Origin of the sequence: Pseudaminobacter soli (ex Zhang et al. 2022) (assembly GCF_014595955.1) — a bacterium.
Lineage (GTDB): Bacteria > Pseudomonadota > Alphaproteobacteria > Rhizobiales > Rhizobiaceae > Kumtagia > Kumtagia pseudosoli.
The window spans coordinates 75,121-102,022 of sequence record NZ_JABVCF010000005.1 but is presented as its reverse complement, the minus strand read 5'-3'; the positions used below and the strand labels follow the sequence as shown (position 1 = coordinate 102,022).

Annotated in this window: 18 protein-coding genes; 12 read left to right on the top strand and 6 right to left on the bottom strand. The window is 64.8% G+C overall.

What is annotated here, in order from left to right; genetic code table 11:
- Window positions 1–236 precede the first annotated feature (236 nt).
- A complete protein-coding gene (locus HUI96_RS10925) occupies window positions 237–5,693 on the top strand; it encodes an alpha-2-macroglobulin family protein (protein WP_188254686.1) in 5,457 nt (1,818 codons plus the stop codon).
- Window positions 5,694–5,875: 182 nt separating this feature from the next.
- A complete protein-coding gene (gene pbpC / locus HUI96_RS10920; protein ID WP_188254685.1) occupies window positions 5,876–7,990 on the top strand; it encodes a penicillin-binding protein 1C in 2,115 nt (704 codons plus the stop codon).
- A 50-nt stretch (window positions 7,991–8,040) separates the two neighbouring features.
- On the opposite strand, the gene HUI96_RS10915 is transcribed toward pbpC, so the two are convergent.
- Entirely contained in the window at window positions 8,041–9,072 is a 1,032-nt protein-coding gene (locus HUI96_RS10915; protein WP_188254684.1) for a histone deacetylase family protein, read from the bottom strand.
- 193 nt (window positions 9,073–9,265) lie between these two features.
- Here HUI96_RS10915 and HUI96_RS10910 point away from each other — a divergent pair, with 193 nt between their 5' ends.
- The 7 genes from HUI96_RS10910 (at window position 9,266) to HUI96_RS10880 (ending at window position 17,431) form a co-directional block, all read left to right on the top strand.
- Window positions 9,266–10,930, top strand: coding sequence for an amidohydrolase (locus HUI96_RS10910; RefSeq protein ID WP_188254683.1), 1,665 nt, complete (start codon window positions 9,266–9,268; stop codon window positions 10,928–10,930).
- Window positions 10,931–11,080: 150 nt separating this feature from the next.
- The gene (locus HUI96_RS10905; RefSeq protein ID WP_188254682.1) at window positions 11,081–12,181 is read left to right on the top strand and encodes a polyamine ABC transporter ATP-binding protein; all 1,101 of its coding nucleotides are present in this window, start codon (window positions 11,081–11,083) and stop codon (window positions 12,179–12,181) included.
- 2 nt (window positions 12,182–12,183) lie between these two features.
- Window positions 12,184–13,107, top strand: coding sequence for an ABC transporter permease (locus tag HUI96_RS10900; RefSeq protein WP_188254681.1), 924 nt, complete (start codon window positions 12,184–12,186; stop codon window positions 13,105–13,107).
- The gene (locus HUI96_RS10895; RefSeq protein WP_188254680.1) at window positions 13,100–13,906 is read left to right on the top strand and encodes an ABC transporter permease; all 807 of its coding nucleotides are present in this window, start codon (window positions 13,100–13,102) and stop codon (window positions 13,904–13,906) included. The genes HUI96_RS10900 and HUI96_RS10895 overlap by 8 nt, the downstream gene beginning before the upstream one ends.
- 30 nt (window positions 13,907–13,936) lie before the next feature.
- Window positions 13,937–14,971, top strand: a complete 1,035-nt coding sequence (locus HUI96_RS10890) for an extracellular solute-binding protein (RefSeq protein WP_188254679.1) — start codon at window positions 13,937–13,939, stop codon at window positions 14,969–14,971.
- Between the two features lie 51 nt (window positions 14,972–15,022).
- On the top strand, window positions 15,023–16,222 hold the full coding sequence (locus tag HUI96_RS10885; protein WP_188254678.1) for a serine hydrolase domain-containing protein: 1,200 nt from the start codon (window positions 15,023–15,025) through the stop codon (window positions 16,220–16,222).
- A 24-nt stretch (window positions 16,223–16,246) separates the two neighbouring features.
- Window positions 16,247–17,431 (top strand): serine hydrolase domain-containing protein, encoded by a 1,185-nt coding sequence (locus tag HUI96_RS10880; protein WP_188254677.1) that lies wholly within the window; start codon window positions 16,247–16,249, stop codon window positions 17,429–17,431.
- Window positions 17,432–17,690: 259 nt separating this feature from the next.
- On the opposite strand, the gene HUI96_RS10875 is transcribed toward HUI96_RS10880, so the two are convergent.
- The 4 genes from HUI96_RS10875 to ilvD form a co-directional block, all read right to left on the bottom strand.
- Window positions 17,691–18,908, bottom strand: a complete 1,218-nt coding sequence (locus HUI96_RS10875) for an MFS transporter (protein WP_188254676.1) — start codon at window positions 18,906–18,908, stop codon at window positions 17,691–17,693.
- A gap of 167 nt (window positions 18,909–19,075) precedes the next feature.
- Window positions 19,076–19,390 carry a hypothetical protein gene (locus tag HUI96_RS10870; protein ID WP_188254675.1) on the bottom strand — a complete coding sequence of 105 codons (315 nt, stop codon included), beginning with the start codon at window positions 19,388–19,390 and terminating at the stop codon, window positions 19,076–19,078.
- Between the two features lie 100 nt (window positions 19,391–19,490).
- On the bottom strand, window positions 19,491–21,011 hold the full coding sequence (locus HUI96_RS10865; RefSeq protein WP_237684078.1) for a tlde1 domain-containing protein: 1,521 nt from the start codon (window positions 21,009–21,011) through the stop codon (window positions 19,491–19,493).
- A gap of 740 nt (window positions 21,012–21,751) precedes the next feature.
- On the bottom strand, window positions 21,752–23,587 hold the full coding sequence (gene ilvD, locus HUI96_RS10860; protein ID WP_188254674.1) for a dihydroxy-acid dehydratase: 1,836 nt from the start codon (window positions 23,585–23,587) through the stop codon (window positions 21,752–21,754).
- 426 nt (window positions 23,588–24,013) lie between these two features.
- Between ilvD and HUI96_RS10855 the strand changes: the two genes are divergently transcribed.
- Together HUI96_RS10855 and mbfA are read left to right on the top strand one after the other, a co-directional pair.
- Window positions 24,014–24,352 carry a cupin domain-containing protein gene (locus HUI96_RS10855; RefSeq protein WP_188254673.1) on the top strand — a complete coding sequence of 113 codons (339 nt, stop codon included), beginning with the start codon at window positions 24,014–24,016 and terminating at the stop codon, window positions 24,350–24,352.
- Window positions 24,353–24,441: 89 nt separating this feature from the next.
- Window positions 24,442–25,425: an iron exporter MbfA gene (mbfA, locus tag HUI96_RS10850; RefSeq protein ID WP_188254672.1), complete on the top strand. Its 984-nt coding sequence runs from the start codon at window positions 24,442–24,444 to the stop codon at window positions 25,423–25,425.
- A gap of 89 nt (window positions 25,426–25,514) precedes the next feature.
- Here the strand turns inward: mbfA and HUI96_RS10845 are convergent, their stop codons facing one another.
- Entirely contained in the window at window positions 25,515–26,027 is a 513-nt protein-coding gene (locus HUI96_RS10845; protein ID WP_188254671.1) for a ferritin-like domain-containing protein, read from the bottom strand.
- Between the two features lie 386 nt (window positions 26,028–26,413).
- Here HUI96_RS10845 and HUI96_RS10840 point away from each other — a divergent pair, with 386 nt between their 5' ends.
- Entirely contained in the window at window positions 26,414–26,572 is a 159-nt protein-coding gene (locus HUI96_RS10840; protein ID WP_188254670.1) for a hypothetical protein, read from the top strand.
- The last annotated feature ends 330 nt before the right edge of the window (window positions 26,573–26,902 follow it).

Here is a 26,902-nt window from a genome sequence, read left to right as displayed (position 1 = left end):
GAAAATACCCCGAAGAATAATTTTGATTTCGTGAGGTGTATCATTCGTAAAGGGACCACAATCGCCATGTGTGGAATCGCTGGTTGACGGATGACCTGCCGCATTGAGTCACGTATGATCAAGCGGCCTAGCACGTCTGCCCAAGCCGGCCAACCGCCTACCGAACGTCATCTGGAGACGGCTGGGAAGTGTGGCGGGAATGCATTTTCGCAGGCGAGGAAGCACTGGGGGTTGCGATGCGCGCTGTACGTTTCCTTTCGGCCTTCCTCCTGCTGGTTCTGGCAGGGGCCGCACCTGGACTTGCCGCAGAGGCGAGGCAGATCGCCACGACGCCGGACAGTGACTATTTCGGCTTCGACCTGCGGGCCGAGCAGAATGTCTCGCTCGACCAGTGCAAGGCGATCTGCCTCGGCGACGCCCAGTGCCGCGCCTTCACCTACAACACGAAGGCCAAGTGGTGCTTCCTGAAGTCGGACTTCGCCACGGTGAAGACCTTCAACGGTGCCGTAGCGGGCAAAGTGGTGACCATCGACGGCGAGCCGGACATCGGCGCGCCCCCCGAAATCCCGTTCTTCCCGACATGGATGGCCGACGAAGCGAGACAATATCGCACCAAACTGCTGGCCACGTCCCCGTCCGAGCAGCAGGGACTGGTCACGCTCACTGAAAGCGCGAAGCAGGATCTCCGGACGGGCGATGCGAACGCAGCCATAGCGAAGTACGGCTCCGCCATCCGCATCGCCCCTCAAGACGCTAGGCTGTGGCTCGCAATGGCGCACGCCAACCTCGCCGCGCACGGCAACGGGCAGGAGATGACGGGCTACAGCCGCGATGCGACCTCCGCGGCCTGGAATGCCTATCAGCTTTCCCGCATGAGGCCAGTTCGCGCCGAGGTGCTTGCGGTGATCGCATCGGGGCTCGACCGCCGCGAACTCTCCCGCCCGGCGCTCCAGGCCTATGAAGCAAGCACCGACCTCGTCAATTCCGCTGAAGTCCGATCGCAATACGAGGACCTGAAGGCGCGGAAAGGCTTCAGGATCGTCGAGCATTCGATCGACGCTGACACACACTCGCCGCGCGTCTGCGCCCAGTTCTCCGAGGAACTGGTCAAGATCGGCGTCGACTACGCGCCTTTCGTGACCGTCGACGGTGCCGCGCCGAAGGCGGTCGAAGCCAAGGACCGCCAGATCTGTGTCGAGGGCCTGGAGCACGGCAAGAACTACAACATCACCTTCCGGGCGGGCATCCCGGCCGCCATCGGCGAGACCATCACCTCGCCCGTGGCGCTGTCGGTTTACATCCAGGATCGCGGGCCGACCGCCCGCTTCACCGGAGACAGTTTCGTCCTGCCGGCGCATGCGCGCCGTGGCATTCCGCTGGTCACGGTCAACATGGCCGTCGCAGACATGAAGCTCTACCGGATCGGCGACCGGTCGCTCGCCCAACTTCTCTCCGGCTACCAGTTCCTGCGCCAGCTCGACGGCTACGACATCACCAACATCGCCGACCAGATCGGCGCGCCCGTCTGGGAAGGCAAGCTGGAGATCGCCAACGAGCTCAACAAGGAGATCACCACCAGCTTCCCCGTCGACGAGGCGCTGCCCGATCGCGCGCCGGGCGTCTATGTGCTGACTGCGCAGCGTGAGAACGACACCAGCGACACCTGGACCTCGCGCGCGACGCAGTGGTTCGTCGTCTCCGACATCGGACTCTCCGCCTATACCGGCCAGGACGGTCTCAACGTCTTCGCCCGCTCGCTCGGCTCGGCCAAGCCGCTGGCCGGTGTGGAACTGACGCTGCTTGCCCGCAACAACGAGATTTTGGGCAAGGCCACCTCCGATGCGAACGGCCGCGCCACCTTCTCGCCCGGCCTGACCCGCGGCTCGGGCGGCATGGTGCCGGCGGTGCTCACCGCCAGTTCCGGAGGAAACGACTTCGTCTTCCTCGACATGGTCCGCGCCGGCTTCGATCTTTCGGACCGCGGCGTGGCGGGACGCGAAGCGCCGGGCGCGCTGGACGTCTATACCTGGACCGAGCGCGGCATCTACCGCGTCGGCGAAACAGTGCATGTGGCGGCGCTGGCCCGCGACCATACCGCCAAGGCGGTCGAGAACCTGCCGCTCACCTTCGTCTTCTCGCGCCCCGACGGCGTCGAGGACCGGCGCATGACGAGCGACGGCAGGGCGGCGGGCGGCCATGCGGTCGACTTGCCCCTCACCGCCGACGCCATGCGCGGCACCTGGACAGTCTCGATCTACACCGATCCCAAGCAGCCGGCGGTTTCCAGCCAGATGTTCCTGGTCGAGGACTTCGTGCCGGATCGCATCGAGTTCACGCTGGGAAGCGACAAGGACGAGATCGCCGCGGGCGAGCCGGCGAACATCACTGTCGACGGGCGTTTCCTCTATGGAGCGCCCGCCGCAGGTCTCGCGCTCGAAGGCGAGATCGTCGTGCAGAGCACGCGCGACTTGGTGAATTTCCCGAACTTCCAGTTCGGCCTTGCAGATGAGCAGGAGGGCGACGCTACCCGCATCCCCCTCGTCGCCCTGCCGCCGGTCGGTGAGGACGGCAAGGCAACCTTCCCGGTCAAGGTGGATACCCTGCCTTCGACCACGCGACTGCTGACGGCGAAAGTGACCGTGCGCATGCTTGAGAGCGGCGGCCGCGCCATCGAGAACTCGAGCGACCTCGGCGTCAAGTCGACGGCGGACGCAATCGGCATCCGCCCGGACTTTTCCGGCGGCCAGGTGCGCGAAGGCGACACCGCCGGGTTCACGGTGATCATGCTCGACCCCAACGGCAGCCGTAAGGCGCTTTCAGCCGCGCAATGGTCCCTCGTGAAAGTCGAGCGCGACTACCAGTGGTACCGAAGCGGCAACTTCTGGAACTACGAGCCGGTCACCCACACCCGCGCGATCTCGAACGGCACGCTCGACATCGCTGCCGACGGGTCGACCACCCTGTCCATGCCGGTGGACTGGGGCCGCTACCGCCTCGAGGTGACAACGGCCGATCCCGAAGGGCCGGCCACCAGCGTGGAATTCGACGCCGGGTGGTATGTGATGGCGACCTCGACCGAGACGCCGGACGGGCTCGAGATCGCGCTGGACAAGGACAAGTATGCGCCGGGCGAGGTGGCGAAGCTCAAGATCTCGCCGCGTTTCGCCGGCGAGTTGCTGGTCACGGTCGGCGCCGAGCGCCTGCTTTCCACCCAAACCGCCACCGTGCCGGAAGGCGGCGCGACCATCGACATTCCCGTCTCGGCAGACTGGGGCGCCGGCGCCTATGTCACCGCCACGCTGTTTCGCCCCGGCGACGCGCAGGAATCGCGGATGCCGGCGCGCGCCATCGGCCTCAAGTGGCTGACCATCGATCCCGGCGCCAAGAAGCTCGACGTGGCGCTCGCGCCCGTCGCCAAGACGCAGCCGCGCCAGCCTCTCACGATCCCGGTGTCTGTCACCGGCATAGCGTCGGCGACTGACGCCTATGTCACGGTCGCGGCGGTCGACCTCGGTATCCTGAACCTCACCGACTACCGGCCGCCGAACCCCGAGAGCTGGTATTTCGGCCAGCGCCGGCTCGGCCTCGAACTGCGCGACCTCTACGGCCGCCTCATCGACGGCTCGCTCGGCGCGGCGGGAAGGCTGCGCACCGGCGGCGACGGAGCCGCCATGACCTCACACGGCAGCCCGCCCACCGAGAAGCTGGTGGCGTTCTTCGCCGGCCCGGTGAAGCTCGATTCCGAAGGCAAGGCGGCGATTTCGTTCGACATCCCGCAGTTCAACGGCACCGTCCGCATCATGGCCGTCGCCTGGACGAAGGACGCCGTCGGCCATGCCTCCACCGACGTGATCGTCCGCGACCCGGTGGTCATCACCGCCGGCCTGCCGCGCTTCATGGCGCCGGGCGACGCCGCCCTGATGCGGCTGGACATCGCCAACACCGACGGTCCCGACGGCGACTACGAGTTCCTGGTGGAGACCACCGGCGACCTCTCCACCGGCAACGCAGCGCTTCCCGAGAAAGTCACATTGACCTCAGGGCGGCGCCAGACGGTCACCGTGCCGCTGGTCGCGCAGACGGCCGGAGACGCGACTGTCACCGTGCGGCTCGCCCATACCGGCGGCACCGCGGTGGACCAGACGCTACATGTGCCGGTGCGGCCCGCCACCCTGCCGGTCACCAATCGACTCGTGGTCGACCTTGGCCCGAACGGCAGCCTGCGGGTGGACCGCGAGTTGCTTGCCGAAAGCGTGCTGCCGGGCGCCCATGTCAGCGTCGGCGTGAGCCCGTCCGCGGCGCTCGACGTACCCTCGCTTCTGCTTGCACTCGACCTCTACCCCTATGGCTGCGCGGAGCAGACGACCAGCCGCGCGCTGCCGCTGCTCTATGTCAGCGAGTTGGCTGCGGGTGCCGGCATGTCGGACGACCCCGCCCTGCGCGAGCGCATCCAGAAGGCGATCTACGCAGTGCTCAACTACCAGTCCTCTTCGGGCAGCTTTGGCCTCTGGGGCCCCGGCTCCGGCGACCTCTGGCTCGATGCCTACGTGACCGACTTCCTGACCCGCGCCCGCGAACTGAACTACGACGTGCCGCAGCAGGCCATGGACCAGGCGCTCAGCAACCTGCAGAATTCGCTCGCCTACGACGTCAACCTGCAGGATCGTGGAACCGAGATCGCTTATTCGCTCTATGTCCTGGCGCGCAACAAGAAGGCCTCCGTCGGCGATCTCCGATACTATGCCGACACGCAGATCGAGGCCTTTTCGAGCCCGCTCGCGATCGCCCAGCTCGCCGCCAGCCTTGCTCTCTATGGCGATACGCAGCGCTCCGAAGCAACGTTCCTGGCAGCGCTCCAGCTGGCGCAGTCCCAGAGCGAGCACGATTACTCCCGATCGGACTACGGCTCGCGCCTTCGCGATGGCGCCGCCATGCTGGCGCTCGCCGCCGAAAGCAAGCCGATGTCTTCGGTCGTTCCGCGACTGGTCAGCTTCGTCAGCGCCGAGCGCCAGGCGACCCGCTGGAACAGCACGCAGGAGAACGCCTGGATGCTGCTCGCCGCCCGCGCGCTGAGCGCCAACGCGGCCGACATGCGGCTCGCCGTGAACGGCGTCGAGCACACCGGCGTGTTCTCGGAGCGCTTCGAGGGCAGCGAGATCGTCGAAAGCCCGATCATCGTCACGAACACCGGACAAGACACCGCGCAAGCCGTGGTCACGGCGGTCGCCGCGCCGGTCCGGCCGCTGCCCGCCGGCGGCGACGGCTTCACCATCGAGCGCACCCATTACCGGCTCGATGGCACCGAAGCCAACGTGACCGAGGTCAGGCAGAACGAGCGCTTCGTGGTCGTTCTGAAACTCACCGAGGAGAACGATTGGCCCTCGCGGGTGCTGGTCAGCGACCTCCTGCCGGCCGGCTTCGAGATCGACAATCCCGGCCTCGTTTCCAGCGCAAACCTCGCCAACTTCCCATGGCTGGCGCAGACGGAAGCCGCGCATCTCGAATTCCGCGACGACCGCTTCGTCGCGGCCTTCGACCGCAGTGCGGACAGCCCACACGAGTTCACGCTGGCCTATGTCGTCCGCGCGGTGACGCCCGGCGTCTACGCGCATCCGGCCGCGAGCGTGGAGGACATGTACCGTCCGCAGTTTTCCGCCCGCACCGCCACGGGGATGATGGAGGTGAAGGAGTAGCGAAATCATCTTGGGCATAGCGAGATGCCTCGCAGCAGCATGACCGAGTCAGCGGGCACTAGTCTCAGGGCATCGCCGTTTGAGCCATTGTTGAGGGCTGCGAAAGAGAGCCCGCCTGACCTAGGCCTCGCCACTCGTCACTTTACATCTGCAGCGGCTCACGTCGGCATCAGGTGAGATTGATGCTGAACGTTCAGAAATACCTGAAACGCCTACTCTACGCAGCCGCAGCGCTTGCCACCTTCGCCGCCGTCACCCTGGCCGCTCTCATTTCTCTCGATCGCGCCTTCCCGCCACCTATCCCCGAACAAATCGCCGTCTCCCGCGAGGTGGTGGACCGCGACGGCGCGCTGCTCAGGACCTATGCCACGCAGGACGGCATCTGGCGCCTCGGCGTGTCGCTCGACCAGGTCGATCCCGCGTTCGTAAAGATGCTGGTCATCTATGAGGACAAGCGGTTCTGGGACCATGCCGGCGTCGACCTACTGGCGCTCGCCCGTGCTGCCGGCCAGTTCGCCGCCAACGGCCGCATCGTCTCGGGCGGATCGACGCTCTCGATGCAGCTCGCCCGTCTCACCGAGCCGCGTGAGGAGCGCAGTCTCGGCTCGAAGCTGAGGCAGATTTTTCGCGCCTGGCAGATCGAGCGGCGGCTCTCGAAGAGGGAAATCCTGGAGCGATACCTGACCCTCGCGCCCTATGGCGGCAATCTGGAAGGCATCCGAGCCGCCTCGCTCGCCTATTTCGGCAAGGAGCCGAAGCGGCTGACGGTTTCGCAGTCCGCCCTGCTGGTCGCCCTGCCGCAACTGCCGGAGCGCCGCCGGCCGGACCGGTTTCGCGACGCCGCTGAGACCGCGCGGGACCGTGTGCTGACGCGTATGGTCGACGCCGGGCTTCTTGCCGAGCGGGAAGCACAGCGCGTTTCGGCGGAGGAGGTGTCGGAGTACCGCTTCCCTCTGCCCGCCCTCGCCGCCCACCTCGCCGACTCGGCCGCCCGCGCGGCGCCCACTTCGGTCCGACATACCCTCACGATCCAGAAGTCGGTACAGACTGCCCTTGAGGCTGTCGCACGGACCGCGGCGCGCAGGCTCGGCGACCGCGTCTCCGTCGCGATGGTGCTTGCCGATGCACGGACCGGCGAAATCCTCGGCTTGGTCGGCTCATCCGACTATTTCGACGCGGCCCGCTCCGGATGGATCGACATGACGCGGGCCAGCCGCTCGCCCGGCTCGACGCTGAAACCGTTCATCTATGGGCTCGCCTTCGAACAGGGGCTGGTCGCGCAGGAGACGCTGATCGAGGACCGCCCTGCTGATTTCGCGGGCTACCGGCCGAGGAATTTCGACCTCGGCTACCAGGGTGACGTGACCGTGCGCCAAGCGCTGCAGATGTCGCTCAACGTTCCGGCCGTGCGGCTGCTCGATGCGGTCGGCCCCGCCCGCCTCACTGCCCGCTTCCGCCGGGCGGACGTCACCCCTTCCCTGCCGCCGGGCGAATCCCGCGGCCTGGCGATCGGCCTCGGCGGCGTCGGCCTCACGCTGCGCGACCTCGTCCAGCTCTATACCAGTCTCGCCAATGGCGGCCGCGCCATGCGCCTGCGCGACGGCACGGAAACTGCCTTCGAGCCGCTACCCGACGGCATGATCTTCGAGCCGCAGGCAAGCTGGCAGGTCACCGACATCCTGGCCGGCGTGCGTCCGCCGGAGAATGCCAGCCCGCGCGCCATCGCCTACAAGACCGGCACATCCTACGGCTACCGCGATGCCTGGTCGGTCGGCTATGACGGCGGCTATGTGCTGGGCGCCTGGGTAGGACGCGCCGATTCCGGTTCGGTGCCGGGGCTGGCCGGCTACACCTCCGCCGCGCCGATCCTGTTCGAAGCCTTCGCCAGGTCGGGGCTTCCCGTGGTTCCCCGGCAGCCCGCGCCGGCCGGGGCGTCGCGTCAGGCCCCGCAAGATCTTCCGGTCACGCTGAAGCGGTTCGGCACGCCAGATTCCGGCCGGATTTTATCAGCTTCAGCCGGCTCTGCGGGCCCGACAGTGACCGAGCCGGCCCCGCGCATCGTCTTCCCGCCGGACGGCGCGCATGTCGATCTCAACGCCTCCTCGGGCGGCAACCCGTTGGTGCTGAAGCTGCAGGGCGGCCGCGCGCCCTTCCGCTGGCTCGCCAACGGCAAGCCGCTGGCCGGAGCGGTCCGCCGCCCGACCGCCACCTGGCAGCCCGACGGCGCTGGCTATTCCACACTGACGGTCATCGATGCTGCGGGACGGGCCGCCAGCGTGAAGGTGTTTGTGGAGTAGGTTCTACCTTTCCGTTCTCTTCTCCCCGTGAACGGGAGAAGGGAGCCAAATCACCCCTCCTCAAACCCCGTCAGCACGCCGACGGCATTGATGCCGATCTCCTCGACCGCATAGCCGCCCTCCATCACGAACAGCGTCGGCAAACCGAGCCTGGCGATGCGGCGGCCGATCTTGGGATAGTCCTCGGTCTTCAGCTTGAACTGGCTGATCGGGTCCTTCTCGAAGGTGTCGACGCCGAGCGAGACGACCACGGCGTCAGGACCATAATCCTGGAGCTTGGCGCAGGCGTCCTCGTGCGAGGCGCTCCAACGCTCCCAAGAGGTGCCGGGCGGCATTGGATAGTTGATATTGAACCCCTCGCCTTCGCCGGCGCCGCGCTCGTCGGCATGGCCGAGGAAGAAAGGGTACTCCGACATCGGGTCGCCATGCAGGTTGAGCACCTGGACGTCGGCGCGCGAATAGAAGATCTCCTGCGTGCCGTTGCCATGGTGGTAGTCGACGTCGAGGATCGAGACCTTCTTTGCGCCCTGGTCGCGAAACCACTGCGCCGCCACGGCGGCATTGTTGATGAAGCAGTAGCCGCCCATGAAGGCCGCGCCCGCATGGTGTCCCGGCGGACGGCAGAGCGCGAAGGCCGACCGCTCGCCGCCCTTGACCAGCTCCGCGGCCGTGAGCGCCACGTCATAGGACGACTTGATGGCGTCCCACGTTCCCTTCACGAAAGGCGCCCCCGCATCGAATGAATAGTAGCCGAGGAGCGCGTCGATGGTCTTCGGGCGCACGTCGGCGCGCAGGCCGCGGGTCGGCCAGGTGTAGCCGAGCGCCGAGCCGCCGCGGCCGGATTTTTCCCATTCAGGCCAGACGGTCGGAAGGAAATCGATATAGTCGGCCGCATGCACGCGCTTTGCCGCGGCAAGGTCGTGCTCGACCGGCGGCAAGATCGGGCCGAGCTTCTCCGACTCGACCCGCGCCCGGACATATTCGGCCCGTGACGGCATCTCGAAGCCTGGCACGATCTCGCCCGCGACAAGCTCCATCTGCCCCGAATGGCCCGCGTGCAGCGGCGAAAAGATCGTCTTCATTGGTCTCTCTGGTTTGAATGGCGCGGCACCCTAGCCGCAGGCTGTCGCGATCCACAAGAGCCCAGGAATGCGATGATGTGCACAGTTCGGCCCGGTCTGGGCCAACTGTGGCGGGCGGCCGGGCCACCGCCACCAGAGCGCTTCAATCAGTGTACAGGTTACAGTAGAGAAGCCGGCCCGGAGGAGCGCGCCCATGAGCAGTTACGCCGATCTGATCGTCATCAACGGTCGCATCAAGACCATGGACCCGCGGCGCCCGAACGCCAGTGCGCTCGCGGTTTCCGGCGGCGAGATCGTCGCGGTCGGCGACCGCGCAGGTGTGGAGGACCTTCGCGGGCCCGGCACACGCTTGATCGATGCGCAGGATTGTTCCGTGCTGCCCGGCTTTATCGAAGGCCACATGCATCTCTTCTCCGGGGCGGCCGAACTCGCGCATCTTCAACTAGCCGGCGTGCATGGTGCGGATGCTCTCGCAGTCGCGGTGCGGGAGTATGCGAAGTCGCGCCCGGAGATGCCGCTGCTCGTCGGCCAGGGCGCCGATTACACCATCCTGGGCGATCGGGCCGTCACCCGCCACGACCTCGACAGGATCGTCGCGGACCAGCCGCTCGTCCTGGTCGCGCCGGACCACCATACGGCTTGGGCGAACACCGCGGCGCTGGAGCGCGCCGGCATACTGCAAGGACGGCAGGTCGGTCCGGGCAACGAAGTGGTCATGGGCGAGGACGGACTTGCTGCAGGCGAGCTGCGCGAAGGCGAGGCATTCGGGCCGGTGCTGGCGCTTGCGGGCGAGGAACGTGCCAGGCTCGGGCTCTCCACCGGCGGCGAGCCCGACCCGGCACCGACGCCGGAGCAGCGAGCGAGGGATCGCGAGACCATCCGGCGCGGCCTCGAATGGTGCGCGCGCCACGGCATCACCTCCAGCCAGAACATGGACGGCAATCTCTACCAGTTGGAGCTTCTGTCCGAGATCGAGCAAGCAGGCGGGCTGCTCTGCCGCACCAAGATCCCGTTCCACTTCAAGAACTTCATGTCGCTCGACATGCTCGAGAAGGCCTCGATGATGGCGGCGCGCTACCGTTCGGAGTGGCTCTCCTCCGGCATGGTGAAGATGTTCTTCGACGGCGTGCTGGACTCCTGGACCGCCGTGATGATCGAGCCCTATGCCGACCGGCCGGACTGGCGCGGCGACGCGCTTTTCACGAAAGAGCAGTTCGAGGCCGCAGTGGTCGAGGCAGACCGGCGCGGACTGCAGGTCGCGGTGCATTCCATCGGCGACGGCGCTGTGCGCGGCGTGCTAGACGCCTACGAGGCCGCGCGGCTGGCCAATGGCAAGCGCGACAGCCGCCACCGCGTCGAGCACATAGAGGTGACGACGGCGGCGGACCTTCCGCGCTTTCGGGAACTGGGCGTGATCGCGTCCATGCAGCCGACCCATCCGCCGGGCGCCGACGGGTTCCCGCTCGAGCCGACCGTGTCACGGATCGGCGAAGCGCGCTGGCCCTATGCCTATCCGGTGCGGACCCTGAAGGAAGCCGGCGCCCGGATCGTCTTCGCGTCGGACTGGCCGGTGGCGCCGATCGACCCGATCCGTGGCATCAAGGCCGCCATGCTGAGAAAACCTTGGAAGGAGGGCCTGCCAGACCAGCGCTTCTCGCTCGACGAGGCGATCGCTGCCTACACGACCGGCGGCGCGTATGCCGAGTTCATGGAGCACAGGAAGGGCATGCTGAAGCCCGGCTACCTTGCGGACATCGTTGTTCTTTCAGGCGACATCGACTCACAACCGCGGGAAATGCTTGCGGATATCCATCCCGTCACCACGATCTGCGGCGGGCGAATCACCTATGCTCAGTGAGACACCCGGGTCGACAAAAGGCGTCGGCGGGAATGTCGCAGAAGCTTTCGCCGCGGTTCTGTTGCCAATCGCTTTCGCTTGTGCTGACAATCCGGCGACAGGGGAACAACGCTGGCTTGGCCAGTCACGAGAACGAGTTGGGGCGTAAGCGTGCCGGATCAACCGGGTAGGAACGCGATTGAAGTTCGCGACGTCAGCAAAATTTTCGGTTCGGGCGATGCGCGATTCGCTGCGCTGGACCGGGTCTCCGTAGCCATCCGGGAGAACGAGTTCTTCACGCTGCTCGGCCCCTCCGGCTGCGGGAAAACCACGCTGCTGCGCCTGATCGCCGGCTTCGATTTCCCGAGCGAAGGCGAGATCTTCCTTTATGGCGAGGACATCGCGCCGCTGCCGCCCTACCGTCGGCCGGTGAACACCGTCTTCCAGAGCTACGCGCTGTTCCCGCACATGACGGTCGCGCAGAACATCGGCTTCGGGCTGGAGATGCTCGGCAAGCCGAAGAACGAGATCAAGGCTCGTGTCGAGCTGATGCTCAAGCTCGTGCGCATGGAGGCGCTTGCCAACCGGCGCACCAGCCAGATTTCCGGCGGCCAGCAGCAGCGCGTTGCGCTCGCTCGTGCCCTGGCTCCGCAGCCGAAGGTGCTGCTGCTCGACGAGCCACTTTCGGCGCTCGACTACAAGCTGCGCAAGGAGATGCAGATCGAGCTGAAGCGCCTGCAGAACGAGACAGGCATCACCTTCATCTTCGTCACCCACGACCAGGAAGAGGCGCTGACGATGTCGGACCGCATCGCGGTGATGTCGGCCGGCAAGATCCTCCAGATCGGGTCGCCGCGCGACATCTACGACCGACCCGCCGAGCGGTTCGTCGCCGACTTCATCGGCGAGAGCAATTTCCTGCCGGCAACGATGGTTTCGAAGCAGGATGACCATGCCACCGTGCGGCTGACATCGGGCGCCGAGATCTCGGCTTCGCTGCCCCAGAACGCATCGCCCGCCGGCGACGTGACCGTCGTCGTCAGACCCGAGCATGCGCAGTTCGCCGCCGCTGCCAACGGAGCGCCGCTCGCCGGGACGATCGAGAACGTGGTCTATCTCGGGACCGACACGCACTTCCACCTGAAGCTCGACACAGGCGAGCCGTTCATCGTGCGGCGGCAGAACGCCCGCGGCCACGCCGACCATCGTGAGGCCGGCAGCCGGGTCGGCATTCTCATCCCGGCCGACGCCGCGCAGGTCTTGAGGGACTGAGATTGGACACCGCCTCCGAAGTCGCGAAAAGAGCAGAGCGCGCCGACGTTCGCTCTCGCTGGCTGCTGTCCGCGCCAGCGCTGCTGGTCATCTTCTTTGCTGCCGTCGGGCCTCTCTTCGTAATGCTCGCCTATTCATTCATGGTGAAAGGCGACTATGGGGACGTGAAGCCCGGCGAGTTCTCGCTGGACGGCTGGTTTTCCGTCTTCTTCCAGCGCGACATCTTCGACGACACGGTCGGCCTGGCTGACGCGCATCTGTCGATCTTCTGGCGGTCGGTGAAGCTATCGCTGATCACCACCATGCTTGCGCTCGCGTTCGGATTTCCGACCGCATATTTCATCGCCACGCGCCCGGCGAGAACGCGCGAGGTCTGGGTCTTCCTGATCACCATCCCGTTCTGGACGAACCTGCTGATACGCACCTTCGCCATGCAGGAGGTGATCCGAAACGAGGGCATCCTCAACACGCTGATGATGTGGCTCGGGCTGATCGACCAGCCCATACAGCTCATGTACACCGATGCGGCCATCCTTTTTGGCATGGTCTATGTTTACCTGCCGCTGATGGTGCTGCCGCTTTACGCAAGCATGGAGAAGCTGGACTTCAACCTGGTGGAGGCCGGCTACGACCTTTACGCGACCAGGCTTCGGGTACTCTGGCGCATCATCATTCCCCTGGTCCGCCCGGGCGTTATTGCCGGATCCATCCTGGTCTTCATCCCGTCTCTCGGTGCCTATGTCATCCCGCGCGTGCTGGGCGGCGGCAAGAACATGATGCTTGGCAATCTGATCGAGTTGCAGTTCGGAGCTGGCCGCAATTGGCCGCTCGGTGCAGCCATCTCTATTACACTGATGGCAATCGTGATGCTGGCGCTGCTCGTCTACGTGCGCAACGAGGCTCGTTCGGGAGCGCAGAATGTCTAAGCGCCGCAGCTTCGATCTGCGCAGTCAGCCGGGCTTCACTTTCGTCGCGCTCCTGACCTTTTTCATGCTCTACCTGCCGATCGCAGCACTCGTCGTCTACGCCTTCAATGCAGGCAGCTCGATGGCGATCTGGGAGGGCGTGTCGCTTCGCTGGTTCTACTCGGCCGCCAGCAACGAGCGCGTGCAGGAAGCGGCTATGCGATCGGCCTTGATTGCCGTGTGCGCCGCACTCATCGCGACTGTGGCGGCTACGATGGCTGCCATCGCCACCACACGAACGAAGCCCTATCCGGGCCTCACCTTCAAATACGCCTTCATCAACCAGCCGCTGATGGTCCCTGAGATCGTGACGGCCGTCGCCCTACTCATCGTCTTCTCGAGGATCAAGGTTTGGACCGGCTATTCCGGCCTGGGCTATCTAATCGCCGCGCACGCGGCCTTCTGCATCCCGTTCGCCTATCTCCCGATCCGCGCGCGGCTGGAGAGCATGGACCTCACTCTGGAGCGTGCAGCGGCCGATCTCTATGCAACGCCGTGGAAGGCTTTCCGTCACGTGACGCTGCCGCTGCTGCGGCCAGGCATAATCGCTGGCTTCATGCTCGCTTTCGTCATCTCCCTGGACGACGTGGTCATCACCGAATTCGTGAAGTCGGGCGGGCAGGACACTCTACCGACCTATATGCTTGGCCAACTTCGACGCGCCACGAGCCCGGAGGTCAATGCCATAGCGACGGTGTTCCTGCTCTTTTCCGTCGTCCTCGTTACCGCCTTCTTCTTCATAAACCGCCGCAAGGCATAGCCTTCGGCTAGCAAACCAAAGGAGAACACCATGAGAGGGAAACTGAAGGCTGCCACGGCAGCACTGGCGCTAGTCGCCTTCGCCGGCGCGGCGCACGCGGATGGCGAGCTCAACATCTACAACTGGGGCGACTACACCAGCCCCGAGATGATCAAGAAGTTCGAGCAGACCCACAACGTCAAGGTCACGATAACGGACTACGACTCCAACGACACCGCGCTCGCCAAGGTGCGCGCCGGCGGCCATGGCTTCGACATCGTCGTTCCTTCCGCCAATTACGTGCCGATCTGGGTCAAGGAGGATCTGCTTCTGGAGGCGCGTCCCGACCAGATGGAGAACTTCAAGAACGTGGATCCGCGCTGGGTCGACGTGCCGTGGGATCCGGGCCGCCACTACACCGTTCCATGGCAGTGGGGATACACCGGGACTGCCGTCAATTCGAAGGTCTATAGCGGCGACATCAACACGTCGGCTCTCTTCCTCGATCCGCCGGCCGAGCTTGTCGGCAAGATCAACGTCGCTCCGGAGATGAACGACGTCCTCTTTGCCACCATCAAATACTTCGGCGGCAACTGGTGCACGGACGACAAGGAGCTCCTGAAGAAGGTGCGAGACAAGCTCGTCGAGGCCAAGACGAAATGGCTGGCGATGGACTACAGCGTCACCGAGAAGCTTCCCGCCGGCGATTATTCCGGGGTCTACTACTGGAACGGCGCCATCATGCGTTCGCGCCTGGCCAATCCGGACATCAAGATCGGCTACCCCAAGGAAGGCTATCCGCTCTTCATGGACAGCGTGGCAATCCTCAAGGATGCCAAGAACGTCGAAAACGCCAAGTTGTTCATGAACTTCATCATGGATCCGGAGAATGCGGCGATGCTCTCCGCTTTCGCCAAATACGCCAACGGCATCAAAGGTTCGGAGAACTTTATGCCGGAGGAGATGAAGACAGCGCCGGAACTCGTCATCCCCGCCGAGTTCGAGAAGGCCGGCGAGTTCCTCGAATCCTGTTCGCCGGAGGTCCTCAGCCTCTACTCGCGAATCTGGACCGACGTACAGAAGTAACAAGACGATAGCGGCCGGCGGCATTGCCGCCGGCCCTTATGGCAGGCTTCGATGACACCCTATCGCAATTCCGAACCGCGACCGCCGATCATGCAGGGGTCGCCGCCAAAGCTCATCGTGCCGCGGCAGGACTGGGATAGAGCCCCCTGGAACCGCTGGGCCTTCCAGCATATCCGCGAGATCGTGCCGACCGTGGAGGTGTGGCGTGGCCACGGTCACCGCCAGCATTTCAAGCGCGCCGAGCGCGACCTCGAGGGCCTGGAGTTCGATACCGAGGCGGGCCGGACCACCCTCGCCCAGCATCTCGACGACACCTATACCGATGGCTTCCTGGTCCTTAAGAACGGCGAACTCGTCTTCGGGCGTTACTTCAACGGGATGACCGAGCGGACGCTGCATCTGTCGCAATCCGTTGCAAAATCGATCGTCGGCACCACATTCGGCATCCTGGCCGGCCGCGGCGTGGTCGACCCTACTGCGCCGGTCACCGACTACCTGCCCGAACTCGAGGCCACAGGCTGGCAGGGGGCGACCCTTCAGCAGGTGCTCGACATGACCACCGGGGTCCGTTTCGACGAGACCTACGAGAACCCCCAATCCGATATCGGCAAAGTCGACGTTGCGTGCGGCTGGAAGCCGCCGCCTGAGAGCAGCGATCCGGATTACCGCTGGCCGGCGAACATGTGGGAAGTGATCCTCGGATTGCGCGACAAGGTGCGCCCGCACGGCGAGAGCTTCGTGTATCGCTCGATCGAGACGGACGTGCTCGGCTTCGTGATCGAGCGCGTCACCGGCAAGCGCCTTTCCGAAATCGTCTCCGAAGAGCTCTGGCAGAAGATCGGAGCGGAGGAGAGCGCCTGCTTTACCGTCGACACCGCCGGTACGTCGGTGGCGGACGGCGGATTCAATGCGACGCTGCGGGACTATGGCCGCTTCGGCCAGTTGATCCTTGACGGCGGCCGCGGCATTGTTCCCGCCGCCTGGATCGAGGCCACCCGCAACGGAAAGTACGACCAGGTCTATAACCCTAGCTTCCCGCAGGGATCCTACAAAAACCAGTTCTGGATCGAGGACCAGCGCTCGCGCACGCTGATGGCACGCGGTGTGTTCGGCCAGCTGATCTACATCAGCTTCGACCACAATATGGTGGTGGTGAAACTCTCGTCCTATCCGGATTTTTCCAACATCGCCTTCTCGAAGGCCACGCTGGTCGCCATCCACGCCATCGCGGCGGAGTTTGGCGGCGCCTGAACCAGTCACGACGAGCATACCGAATTGATCCAATCAGCTTTCAAGAACCGCTACGCCTTCGACCGCAGCGAGGTGACGCTGGGCAACTGGCGCACGCGCCCCTACTCCTCCTGGTCCTTCCAGAACGTCTCCGAAATGGTGCCGTCGGCCGATATGTCGACCGGCATCACGATCGAAGAGGAGACGATCGAGGATCTGAAGCCGCTGCTCGGCCGCTCGGTCAATGTCGGCGTCGGGCAGGAGAGCGTGGCGGAATTCCTGAACCGCTCGAATACGGACATATTGCTCTTGATGAAGTCCGGGCAGTTCGTCGGGGAATATGTGGCACCGACCGCGGATCCGGCGGCCCCTCACATCATCTTCTCGATCAGCAAGTCACTCACCGCGATTCTTGCGGGCGTGCTGCAGGACGAGGGGCTGCTTGACCCCGAACAACTCGTGACCCGCTACATCCCCGAGGCGGCAGGCACGGCCTATGCCGACGCCACGGTCCAGCAGGTTCTCGACATGCGGTTCAGCCTCGATTTCGTCGAGGCCTACCTCGATCCAGACAGCGACTTCGCCCGCTATCGCCGCGCGATGCTGTGGAACCCGATCCGGCCCGAAGAAGGGCAGGAGAGTCTTCGCGAGGTCATCCTGTCGCTGCCGAGGGGCGAAGGACCACATGGCGGGCCCTTCCGCTACTACTCGCCGCTGTCCGACCTGCTGGGCATCATCGTCGAGCGCGCCTCAGGCCAGCGCTATGCCGATCTCTTCCGGGAAAAGCTCTGGACGCCCCTGCGCGGACATGGCCGCTGCAACGTGACGGTCGATCGGGAAGGCGTTGCGCGCGCTGCCGGCGGCGTTTCGATGACCGCGCGCGATCTTGCCCGCATCGGCGAGATGATGCGCAATGGCGGCATGGCAGGCAGCCGCGCCATCGTGTCGGAACGCTGGGTCCGCGACACGCTCCGTGGCGGAGACAAGGCCGCCTGGAAGGCGGGTGACTTCCACACCCTGCTGAAGGACGGCAGCTACCGCAACAAGTGGTACCAGTCGGGCCTCGACAACGGCGCCTTCATGGCCATCGGCATCCACGGCCAGTGGCTCTACGTCGATCCCTCTCGGGAGGTTGTCATCGTCCGCTTTTCCTCGCAGGACCTGCCGGCCGATGATGCACTCGACCAGCAGACGCTGCGATTCTTCGACTTCATCAGCAAGACGATCTGAAGCGGGCGGCACGGCCCTTCACCAATGGTGTGAGGACCATCTGCCCCCTCACCCGCTCTCAGAGGCGAGTGCATTGACTATCTCATATGGATGTAAGCACCCCCACCCCTAACCCCTCCCCACAAGGGGGAGGGAACTTGGCGGCGCGGCTGTCCCGCGCCGATATTCGATGATTGGCTGCAAGGGCGGCGGGAACCGGTCCCCTTTCCCCCTTGGGAGGGTTAGTGGTGGGGGTACAAGGCGAGCACGCGACGTCGCCCTACCCTGCCCTTGCGTGCAGTTCCTTTGCGCTCGGCAAGAAGATGGTGAGCAGCCCGAGCAGCGGCAGGAACGAGCAGATCCAGTAGACATACTCGATCCCCTTGGAGTCGGCCACGACGCCCAGCACCGCGGCGGCGATGCCGCCCATGCCGAAGGCGAAGCCGAAGAAGATGCCGGCGACCATGCCGACCCGGCCGGGCACCAATTCCTGCGCGAAGACCACGATCGCGGGGAAGGCCGAGGCCAGCACCAGCCCGATCACGCCCGACAGGACGATCGTCCAGAACAGATTGGCGTAGGGCATGATCAGCGTGAACGGCAGCACGCCGAGGATCGAGAACCAGATCACGAATTTCGCGCCGAAGCGGTCGCCGATGGGTCCTCCGACCACGGTGCCGAGCGCTGCCGCGCCAAGGAATACGAACAGCAGGTACTGCGACGTCTGGACGGACACATCGAAGCGCTCGATCACATAGAAAGTGTAATAGCTGGCGATGCTTGCGGTATAAATGTTCTTGCTGAAGGTGAGAATGGCCAGCACCACCAGCGCGATCACCACTTTTTGGCGCGGCAGGTTGAGCGACATCGGCGCTGCGGAGCGCTTGGGCGCGTTGCGGCGCAGGTTGCTGTACCAGTTCCCGACCTGCCAGAGGATCACCATGCCGAGCAGCGCGGCGGCCGAGAACCACCCGACGCTCCCCTGCCCCAGCGGGACCACGATGAAAGCAGCAAGCAGCGGCCCGAGCGACTGGCCGAAATTGCCGCCCACCTGGAACAGCGACTGCGCAAGACCGTATCGGCCGCCCGAAGCCAGACGCGCCACGCGCGAGGATTCTGGATGGAAGATCGACGAACCGACGCCGATGAAGCACGCGCCTACGACCAGCATCCAGTAGGTGTGGGCGGTCGCAAGCAGCATCAGGCCGATCATCGACGAGCCCATGCCGACCGTCAGCGAATAGGGCATCGGCCGCTTGTCGGTGACGATGCCGACCAGCGGCTGCAGCAGCGAAGCGGTGACCTGGAAGGCGAGCGTCAGCAGACCGATCTGCCAGAAATCGAGCCCGAAGTCGCTCTTCAGCATCGGGTAGATCGCCGCCAGCAACGACTGCATGATGTCGTTGAGCATATGGCAGAAGCTCACCGCCAGAATGATCGCATAGACCGTGTTCTGGGCAGAAGGAGAGCGTCCCGCCGTCGCCGCAGCGTCCGTCATGTCGAAGTCCTAGCCGGAACTTGATTCCGATTGGGCCGGCTAAGCCGGCCAGGGGCCTGGCAGCAGATAGCCCTCTACTGCCGATCCGCCAAGACGGGATTGTGACAGTTCACCCGGCTGCTTGGGGCAGAACCTGATTCTGCCAGCGTTCGGGGACTATAGTTCTGCTAAATGCCCGATCCGTAGAGTTCTTCCGCGTCGATTCCCTGCCATGGCGCCGGCATCTCCGCGGCCGCACTTTCGCCGGCGTCGGCCTTCGGCAGCGGCATCCAGCATTTCAGCTCGGGTTCGGCATAGGCGATGACCTGCCCCGGATGGGAGTCGACCGCCCGCCAGCCTTCGATGCCGAACTGGTCGGCGCGCGCCCAGTAGGCCAAGTCGACCTCAGCCGGACCCTGCTCGGACGACCTTACCGTCACAAGGATGCGGCTGCCGTCCTTCGGCGCCGTGCCCATGTGCCGCCATCCGCCAGGTTCGTCCATGAACTGCCTCCTTCGAATTCGTTGAAAAGGTAGAGCATGGAACGCGGGCGTGCCATAGGCGGCGCGGCAACTGGTAGGGACCGAATGGGCTCCTAAGACGCTACGCGTCGCGCCCGTTCTTCGCCGTCATCACCGCCCTGCCGCCGCCGGGCACGACCACCAGTTGCTTCACCTTGCCTTGTTTGAAGGCGTTGAGGAACTTGTTGTAATCCTTGAAGGCGACGCATCCATGCGACTCGGCACGCCCGCCCCGCAGCAGGTAGCTGTGGGTAAGAAAACCGTCGCGGCCATGCTTGTTGCGGCCATCGGCCGGCAGCATCCGGATCGCCTCGACGCCGTGGAAGCGTTTTTCTCGCATCTGCAGGTTGTAGGTGTGGGGAGGCGTCGGCCCGTTCATCTTCACATGCACATATTTCGGATTGTCGGCCATATGACCGATGCCGGAATGCGCCTCGAGCACGGTGCCGTCGGGCATGTACACCCTTGCCGCGCTGATATCGTAGACGGCCACGCCCTTGCCTGCCTTCGGCCGGTTCCCGAACATCCGGTCCAGCAACCCGCCGCCCGAGTTCTTCTCGGCCGGATTGTCAGGACGCGCGAAGGCGAGCTGACGCTCCGAACGCATGATCGGTTGGTCCGGCTCGCTCTGCCGCTCAGAGCGAAGCACGGGGCTGGCGGGCTGGCGCGAAGGCTTGTCCGCATCCGCGCTTCGCGTACGCTCGCGCGCGGGTTTCTCTGTCTCCTCATCGCGTGTGCGCTCGGCCTGTTCGGCCGGCTTCGCCTTCGGTTTGCCGAGCGGCAGCGGCGTCTCGTCGGGCGTGGTCTCGTAGTCGGGCAGGAGCGCCGCATCGCCGGGAAGCTCAGTTCCCACACCGTAGGGCGCCAGCCCGCCCGGAACCGGCGCGATCGCGTCCGACAGCGCCGCCAAGGCGCCGGATTCGGCGGCCGCCGAGGGCTCGGCATAGGCCAGCATCGTTCCCAGGTAAGCTGTTTGGGGATGCGCGGAGAAGCGCGCTGGGGCAGGAGCATTGGCCTTTGCCAGCAGCGCCTTGGCTCCCTTGCCGCTGACGGACGGCTTGCCTGCGCCGGAGGCCTTGGCGGGCGCAGACTGCTCGGCAACCGCCATGCCTTTTTCGGCAAAGATGCTAACTAGCTTTTCGGACGACAGAGACGCCTGCCGGACCACCTGATCAAAGCGCGCTTCGAGTTCCGCTCCCGCGGCAGCTATCTTGCTGTCCATCGGCAGACGAGCCGTCTTCGCTGCCGTGACCGGGGCCTGCGGTTCATCCTGGCGCGCGGCCGACATCGTTCTCGTCATGGCCTCGCCCGAGCCAAGCGAGGCGAGCCGCGCATCCTTGTTGGCTGTTACGTCCGATGCGGCAGCTTTGTTGGAACTCGTTTGCAGCGCCCGCGTTGGAAAGGCTGCGGCAGGAGTCGAAGCGAGCAGAGAAAAGGCGGGCTCGTGCGGGGCGGCCGCGTATCTGAAGGCGAGATCGGCTGTCACGGCCACGCCCCAAAGCGCCAACCCCGCAGCAATGGTCGGAACGGCGACCCGACCGGCCAACCTCGCCATGCCGCCCGAAGATCTTGCGCCTCGGCGCGTGGGAAATCGTTTACTCATGAACGCCACCACGTGTTTCGGCCTGCACTCCAGACGGCAGCTTTGACGGTTGCCCGCGGAGCGCAGCTGCGAAAAGTCCGACCGGCAAAGCGCCGGCTGATCAAAGTGTGGCCGATTATGGTTAACAACCTCTCGCCGAGCGCATTTTGTCCCACCTCGCGCTCGTTCTTAATTGAAGGCCGGAAAACTTGGCGAGAATGTGATTGCACGGTTAATGCAATCGCGCCTGCGACCAGACGACCACCGCACCTATTGGAGTAGGCGCGAGACGTTTCCAAGACAAACGTTTTGGTTGCGCTTTCACTATTCCGGCCGGCTATTGATGCATGGAGCTGAAATCGAGACCATCCGCTACATTTGCCACATCAAATACGACTATGTTCTTCCTGCCGATAACGCGCGGGGGAAGCTCCAAGGATCAGCAATGACAAGTTCAGGAAAGTAGCTGCGAGCTCGACGCCATACTTCACCGTCTCGGCGAGGATTCGAGCGAGCGAGCTTCTAAAGCTGAGTTCCATCAATCCCAGCGCAACAAATTCAAGTTTGGGCGTATCCCCTCTCCCCTTCCCCCTCGACAAGCTCGGGATCGGCCCGTCTCCCCCTGAGGGGGACGAGAAAGCGCCGGGCGCGGCGCAGGGCACACTTCCTCCCCCGCTTGGGGAGAGGTGCAGATCCCGAGCTTGTCGAGTTGGAGGCGGAGAGGAACTTTCGAGTCCTGAAGGACTGTCCGCCGCGCCTTCTTACTCCGGCACGTGTCGCACCGCGCCCTTGTCGGCGCTGGTTGCGAACGCCGCATAGGCGCGCAAGGCGGTGGTCACGTTGCGCTTGCGCTTTTCGGCCGGCCTCCAGCCGAGCACATCCTGCTCGGCACGACGGGCCAACAATTCCTCGTCGGGGACGAGCAGGTTGATGGTGCGCTTCGGGATGTCGATCTCGATCATGTCGCCCTGTCGCACCAGCCCGATGGCGCCGCCGGTCGCGGCCTCGGGCGAGACATGGCCGATGGACAGTCCAGAAGTGCCGCCGGAAAAGCGTCCGTCGGTCAGCAGCGCACAGGCCTTTCCGAGGCCCTTCGACTTCAGGTAGCTGGTCGGATAGAGCATCTCCTGCATGCCGGGCCCGCCCTTCGGGCCCTCGTAGCGGATGACGACGACGTCGCCCGCCTTCACCTCATTGCCGAGGATCCCCTTCACCGCCGCGTCCTGGCTCTCATAGACCCGCGCCGGACCAGTGAACTTCAGGATCGACTCGTCGACGCCGGCCGTCTTCACCACGCAACCGTCGAGAGCGATGTTGCCCTTCAGCACGGCGAGGCCGCCGTCCTTGGAGAACGGGTGCTCCGCCGAACGGATCACGCCGTTTTCGCGGTCGGTGTCGAGATCGTCCCAGCGCCGGTTCTGGCTGAAGGCGACCTGCGTCGGTACGCCGCCCGGCGCGGCGAGGAAGAGATCGCGGACCTTCGTGCTGGTGGTGCGCGAGATGTCCCAGTGATCGATCGCGTCGCCGATCGTGGCGCTGTGTACGGTCGGGCTGTCGCGGTGGATCAGGCCGGCATTGTCGAGCTGGCCGAGGATCGCCATGATGCCACCGGCGCGGTGCACGTCTTCCATGTGGACGTCGTTCTTGGCCGGCGCGACTTTGCACAGCACCGGCACGCGCCGCGACAGCGCGTCGATGTCGTCCATGTCGAAATCGATATCGCCCTCATGCGCGGCCGCGAGGATGTGCAGCACCGTGTTAGTCGAGCCGCCCATCGCAATGTCGAGCGCCATCGCGTTCTCAAACGCCTTCCTATTCGCGACCGAGCGCGGCAGGACGCTCTCGTCGTCCTGCTCGTAGTAGCGCTGGCAGAGGTCAACCACGAGATGCCCCGCCTCGACGAACAGCCGCTTGCGGTCGCCATGGGTCGCCAGCGTGGAACCATTGCCGGGCAGGGAGAGGCCGAGCGCCTCGGTCAGGCAGTTCATCGAGTTGGCGGTGAACATGCCCGAGCATGACCCGCAGGTCGGGCATGCGGAGCGCTCGATGACCTTCACGTCCTCGTCCGAAATCCGATCGTCCGCAGCCGCGACCATCGCGTCGACCAGGTCGAGCGCCTGCTCCTTGCCCTGCAGTACGACCTTGCCGGCTTCCATCGGGCCGCCGGAGACGAAGACCGCGGGGATGTTGAGGCGCATCGCGGCCATCAGCATGCCGGGCGTGATCTTGTCGCAGTTGGAGATGCAGACCATGGCGTCGGCGCAGTGCGCGTTCACCATGTACTCGACCGAGTCCGCGATGATCTCGCGCGACGGCAGCGAATAGAGCATGCCGTCATGGCCCATCGCGATACCATCGTCGACGGCGATGGTGTTGAACTCCTTGGCCACACCGCCCGCCGCCTCGATCTCGCGCGCGACCAGTTGGCCGAGGTCCTTCAAATGCACGTGCCCCGGCACGAACTGCGTGAACGAGTTCACCACCGCGATGATCGGCTTGCCGAAATCGCTGTCCTTCATGCCGGTGGCGCGCCAGAGGCCGCGGGCGCCGGCCATGTTGCGGCCATGGGTCGTGGTGCGAGAGCGATAGGCTGGCATCGGGCTTTCCTGTCTTCCTGTCCGCCGTCCCTCCCGAAGGGCCAGCCGGTCGTCCAAATGTCGCGGGTCGCGGAGGCGCACAGTCATGCGCGGGCCGCCTCAGATAGCCGAAATTCTGGCGGTACGACAGCCCTGGCGCAATCATTGACCGCCTATGACGTCATCTATGCGCCGGAGCCGACGACTTCAACGAGCCGGCCGGGTCAGCCGCGGGCGTGGTTGTGGTTCCTGGCTTCGTGGACTGCAGGAGCAGGCGCAGCAACGGCCGTTCGCTGACTGCCCGGATTGGCAATGGTTCGAGGCGACCTCAGGGGCGCCCGAGATTGAGGTCTCGGCGCGCGTGACGGAATAGACAGATCACCTGTATGATGCCGGCGAGCAACCGGAAACGCCGACGGCGGTTGCTGGGGAGACGAGGTGCTGGCGATGCCCGATACAAAACTCTTTGCACGCCGCGAGGAAGGCGAGTGGCTAGCCACCCCGGACGGCAACCGGCGTCGCGTCATCGTGCACACGGCCGAACTCATGATGGTGGAATTCGCGTTCGAGGAGGGCGGCGTCGGCTGGCTCCATTCGCATCCGCATGTGCAGGCGAGCTATGTCGCCGAGGGCCGTTTCGAGGTGACGATCGGCGACAGCACCGAGACCCTTTCGGTCGGCGCCAGCTTCATCGTTCCGTCGAACGTCGTGCATGGGGTGAAGGCGCTGGAGCGCGGCCGCCTGATCGACTCCTTCACGCCGGCGCGAGCGGATTTCCTCGGCTGATATCCCATGGCCCTCTGGCCCCTCCGGCCCTTTCTTGACGCTGCTTCCGGCAATCCTTAGTTTGGAATAATTCTAAACTGGAGAAGCTCATGCTCGCACGTGTCCTCGGTTTCGGTCGCCGCTCCTTCGACTCGCTCAGCGAGCAGGAGGTGCTGGCGCTGGCGATCTCGTCCGAGGAGGATGACGCCCGCATCTATCGCGCTTATGCAGACGGCTTGCTGGACGCCTATCCGAGTTCCGCTGCCGTATTCGAAGAGATGGCCAAGGAGGAGGACCGCCACCGGGCTTCGCTCATCGAGTTGCATAGAAGGCGCTTCGGCGAACGCATCCCGCTGATCCGGCGCGAGCACGTGCGCGGCTATTACGAGCGTAAGCCCGACTGGCTGGTGAGGCCGCTGGGCCTTGAGAAGGTGCGCGTACAGGCCGAGCGGATGGAGGAGCAGGCGCGGCGCTTCTACGAGGAAGCAGCCAAGCGCACCGAGGACGCCGGGACACGCAAGCTGCTCGGCGACCTCGCTGCGGCCGAGAAAGGGCACGAGTCGCTCGCCCGGCGTCTCGGGGAGAAGCACCTGCCCGAAGATGTGCGCGCGCAGGAACACGCCGACGAGCGTCGCCAGTTCATCTTGACCTATGTGCAACCTGGGCTCGCCGGCCTCATGGACGGCTCGGTGTCCACTCTGGCGCCGATCTTCGCCGCCGCCTTCGCGACAGGCGACACGTGGCAGACCTTCCTCGTCGGCCTCTCGGCCTCGGTCGGCGCAGGCATATCCATGGGCTTCACCGAGGCCGCTCATGACGACGGAAAACTCTCCGGCCGGGGCTCGCCGGTGGCGCGCGGATTTTCCTCCGGCATCATGACCACGATCGGCGGGCTGGGGCACACCCTGCCCTATCTCATCCCCCATTTCTGGACGGCGACAGCGGTCGCGGCTGCGCTCGTCTTCGTGGAGCTCTGGGCGATCGCCTTCATCCAGAACCGCTTCATGGAAACGCCATTCCTGCGGGCGGCCTTTCAGGTGGTTCTGGGAGGCGGGCTGGTGCTGGCCGCAGGCGTCCTGATCGGTAGTGCGTGAGCAGCAAGCTTTTTCCAGCAGCGCACAAACGCAAGAAGGCCGGCGCCCAGGCACCGGCCTCTCGATAGCTTTTTGGCAACGAGTGCCGTTTACATTGCGGTCTTCGCCTGCATGTTGACCCTGCTCTCCGCCATCTGGCTGAGCTTGCGGTCGGTCGCTTCCTCCTCGCGCAGGTTCTCGGCGAGAATCGCGGCGCAATCGGCGCGCCCGAGTTCCTTCGCCCAGGCAGCGAGCGTGCCGTAGCGGGTGATCTCGTAGTGCTCGACCGCCTGTGCGGCGGCGATCAGGCCAGCATCCAGCACATTCTTGTCGGCGATGTCGCCGGCGAGGTCGTTGGCCTCCTCGATGATGCCATCGATGGCCGGGCAGTGCACTTCCTTCGCCGCGACGCCGTGCATCTGGAAAACCCTCTCGAGCCGGGCAATGTGGTTCGTGGTCTCGCGCAGATGCTGCTCGAACCCGGCCTTGAGCTGCGGGTTGGTCGCCTTGTCGATCATCTTCGGCAGCGCCTGCTCGATCTGCTTCTCGGCATAATAGATGTCACGCAGCGTATGCACGAAGAGGTCGTCAAGCGTCTGGATGTCCTTGGAAAAAAAGCCCATGGCTAAATCCCTTCCTTGCTGGCGTTGGTCTTGAAATTCGGCTGCGGGCGCAAGCGGCGACTGCCGGGCCGCTTGCGCCCGTCTGTGTGCCCAACGTCGGGATGATGGCACGGTTCCGAACCGTTATGCTTTTGTTGCAGCGCGCTCGGCTTCAGTAACCAGACCTGGGAGCGGACGGCATCGGCACGATACGTTGTGGCTTCACGATCACACACCTGCAAAAGCGGGAGCCTGCCGTCAAAAAACGCGCAGTTTTCCGCTTTTCGGAACACAATCGGCCACGGCTTCGACCCGAATTTACGATGTCATTCACCGAGGATTCACCGCAGCCGGGGTAGGATGTCTCTCCAATCGGACGGGACATCCGAGGGACAGGGAAGAAGAAGATGACAATCTGGGCACGCATCACGACCTGCGCGTTCGCAATCCGCGAATTCATCGCGCCGACCTACAGGCCCGAGCGGTACTACATGCGAGGTCCCGGCCCCGCCTGCGCACGCCGCCAGGGCATGAGAAGCGTAGAGGCCCGCGCCTCCTTTCATTGAGTTCGTCCCGGTCGAGCCTAACACCCACAGGCTCGAAGCGAAGCCCTCGCCGGCGGCTGCCCGAGAAGTGCGGCCGGCATGGACTGAGAGGCGCTCGATTTAGAGCTGTGACACAACGAGATTTGCCGAAATCCTCGGCGAGAACTTTCCAAGCCTTCTACGAGCATTGCTGCAGGCTTAACCACCGGTCCTTTTCGCGCCGATTCCCCAAATTGCAGCGCCAATTTCTCCAGGCTACGCCGCGATGTTCGGTCGGTGACGTGCTCGAAGCTGCGCTCCTTCCCCCGCCGATGGAGGGAAGAAGCCCCTGGTAGACGGGTCCCCAAGCCC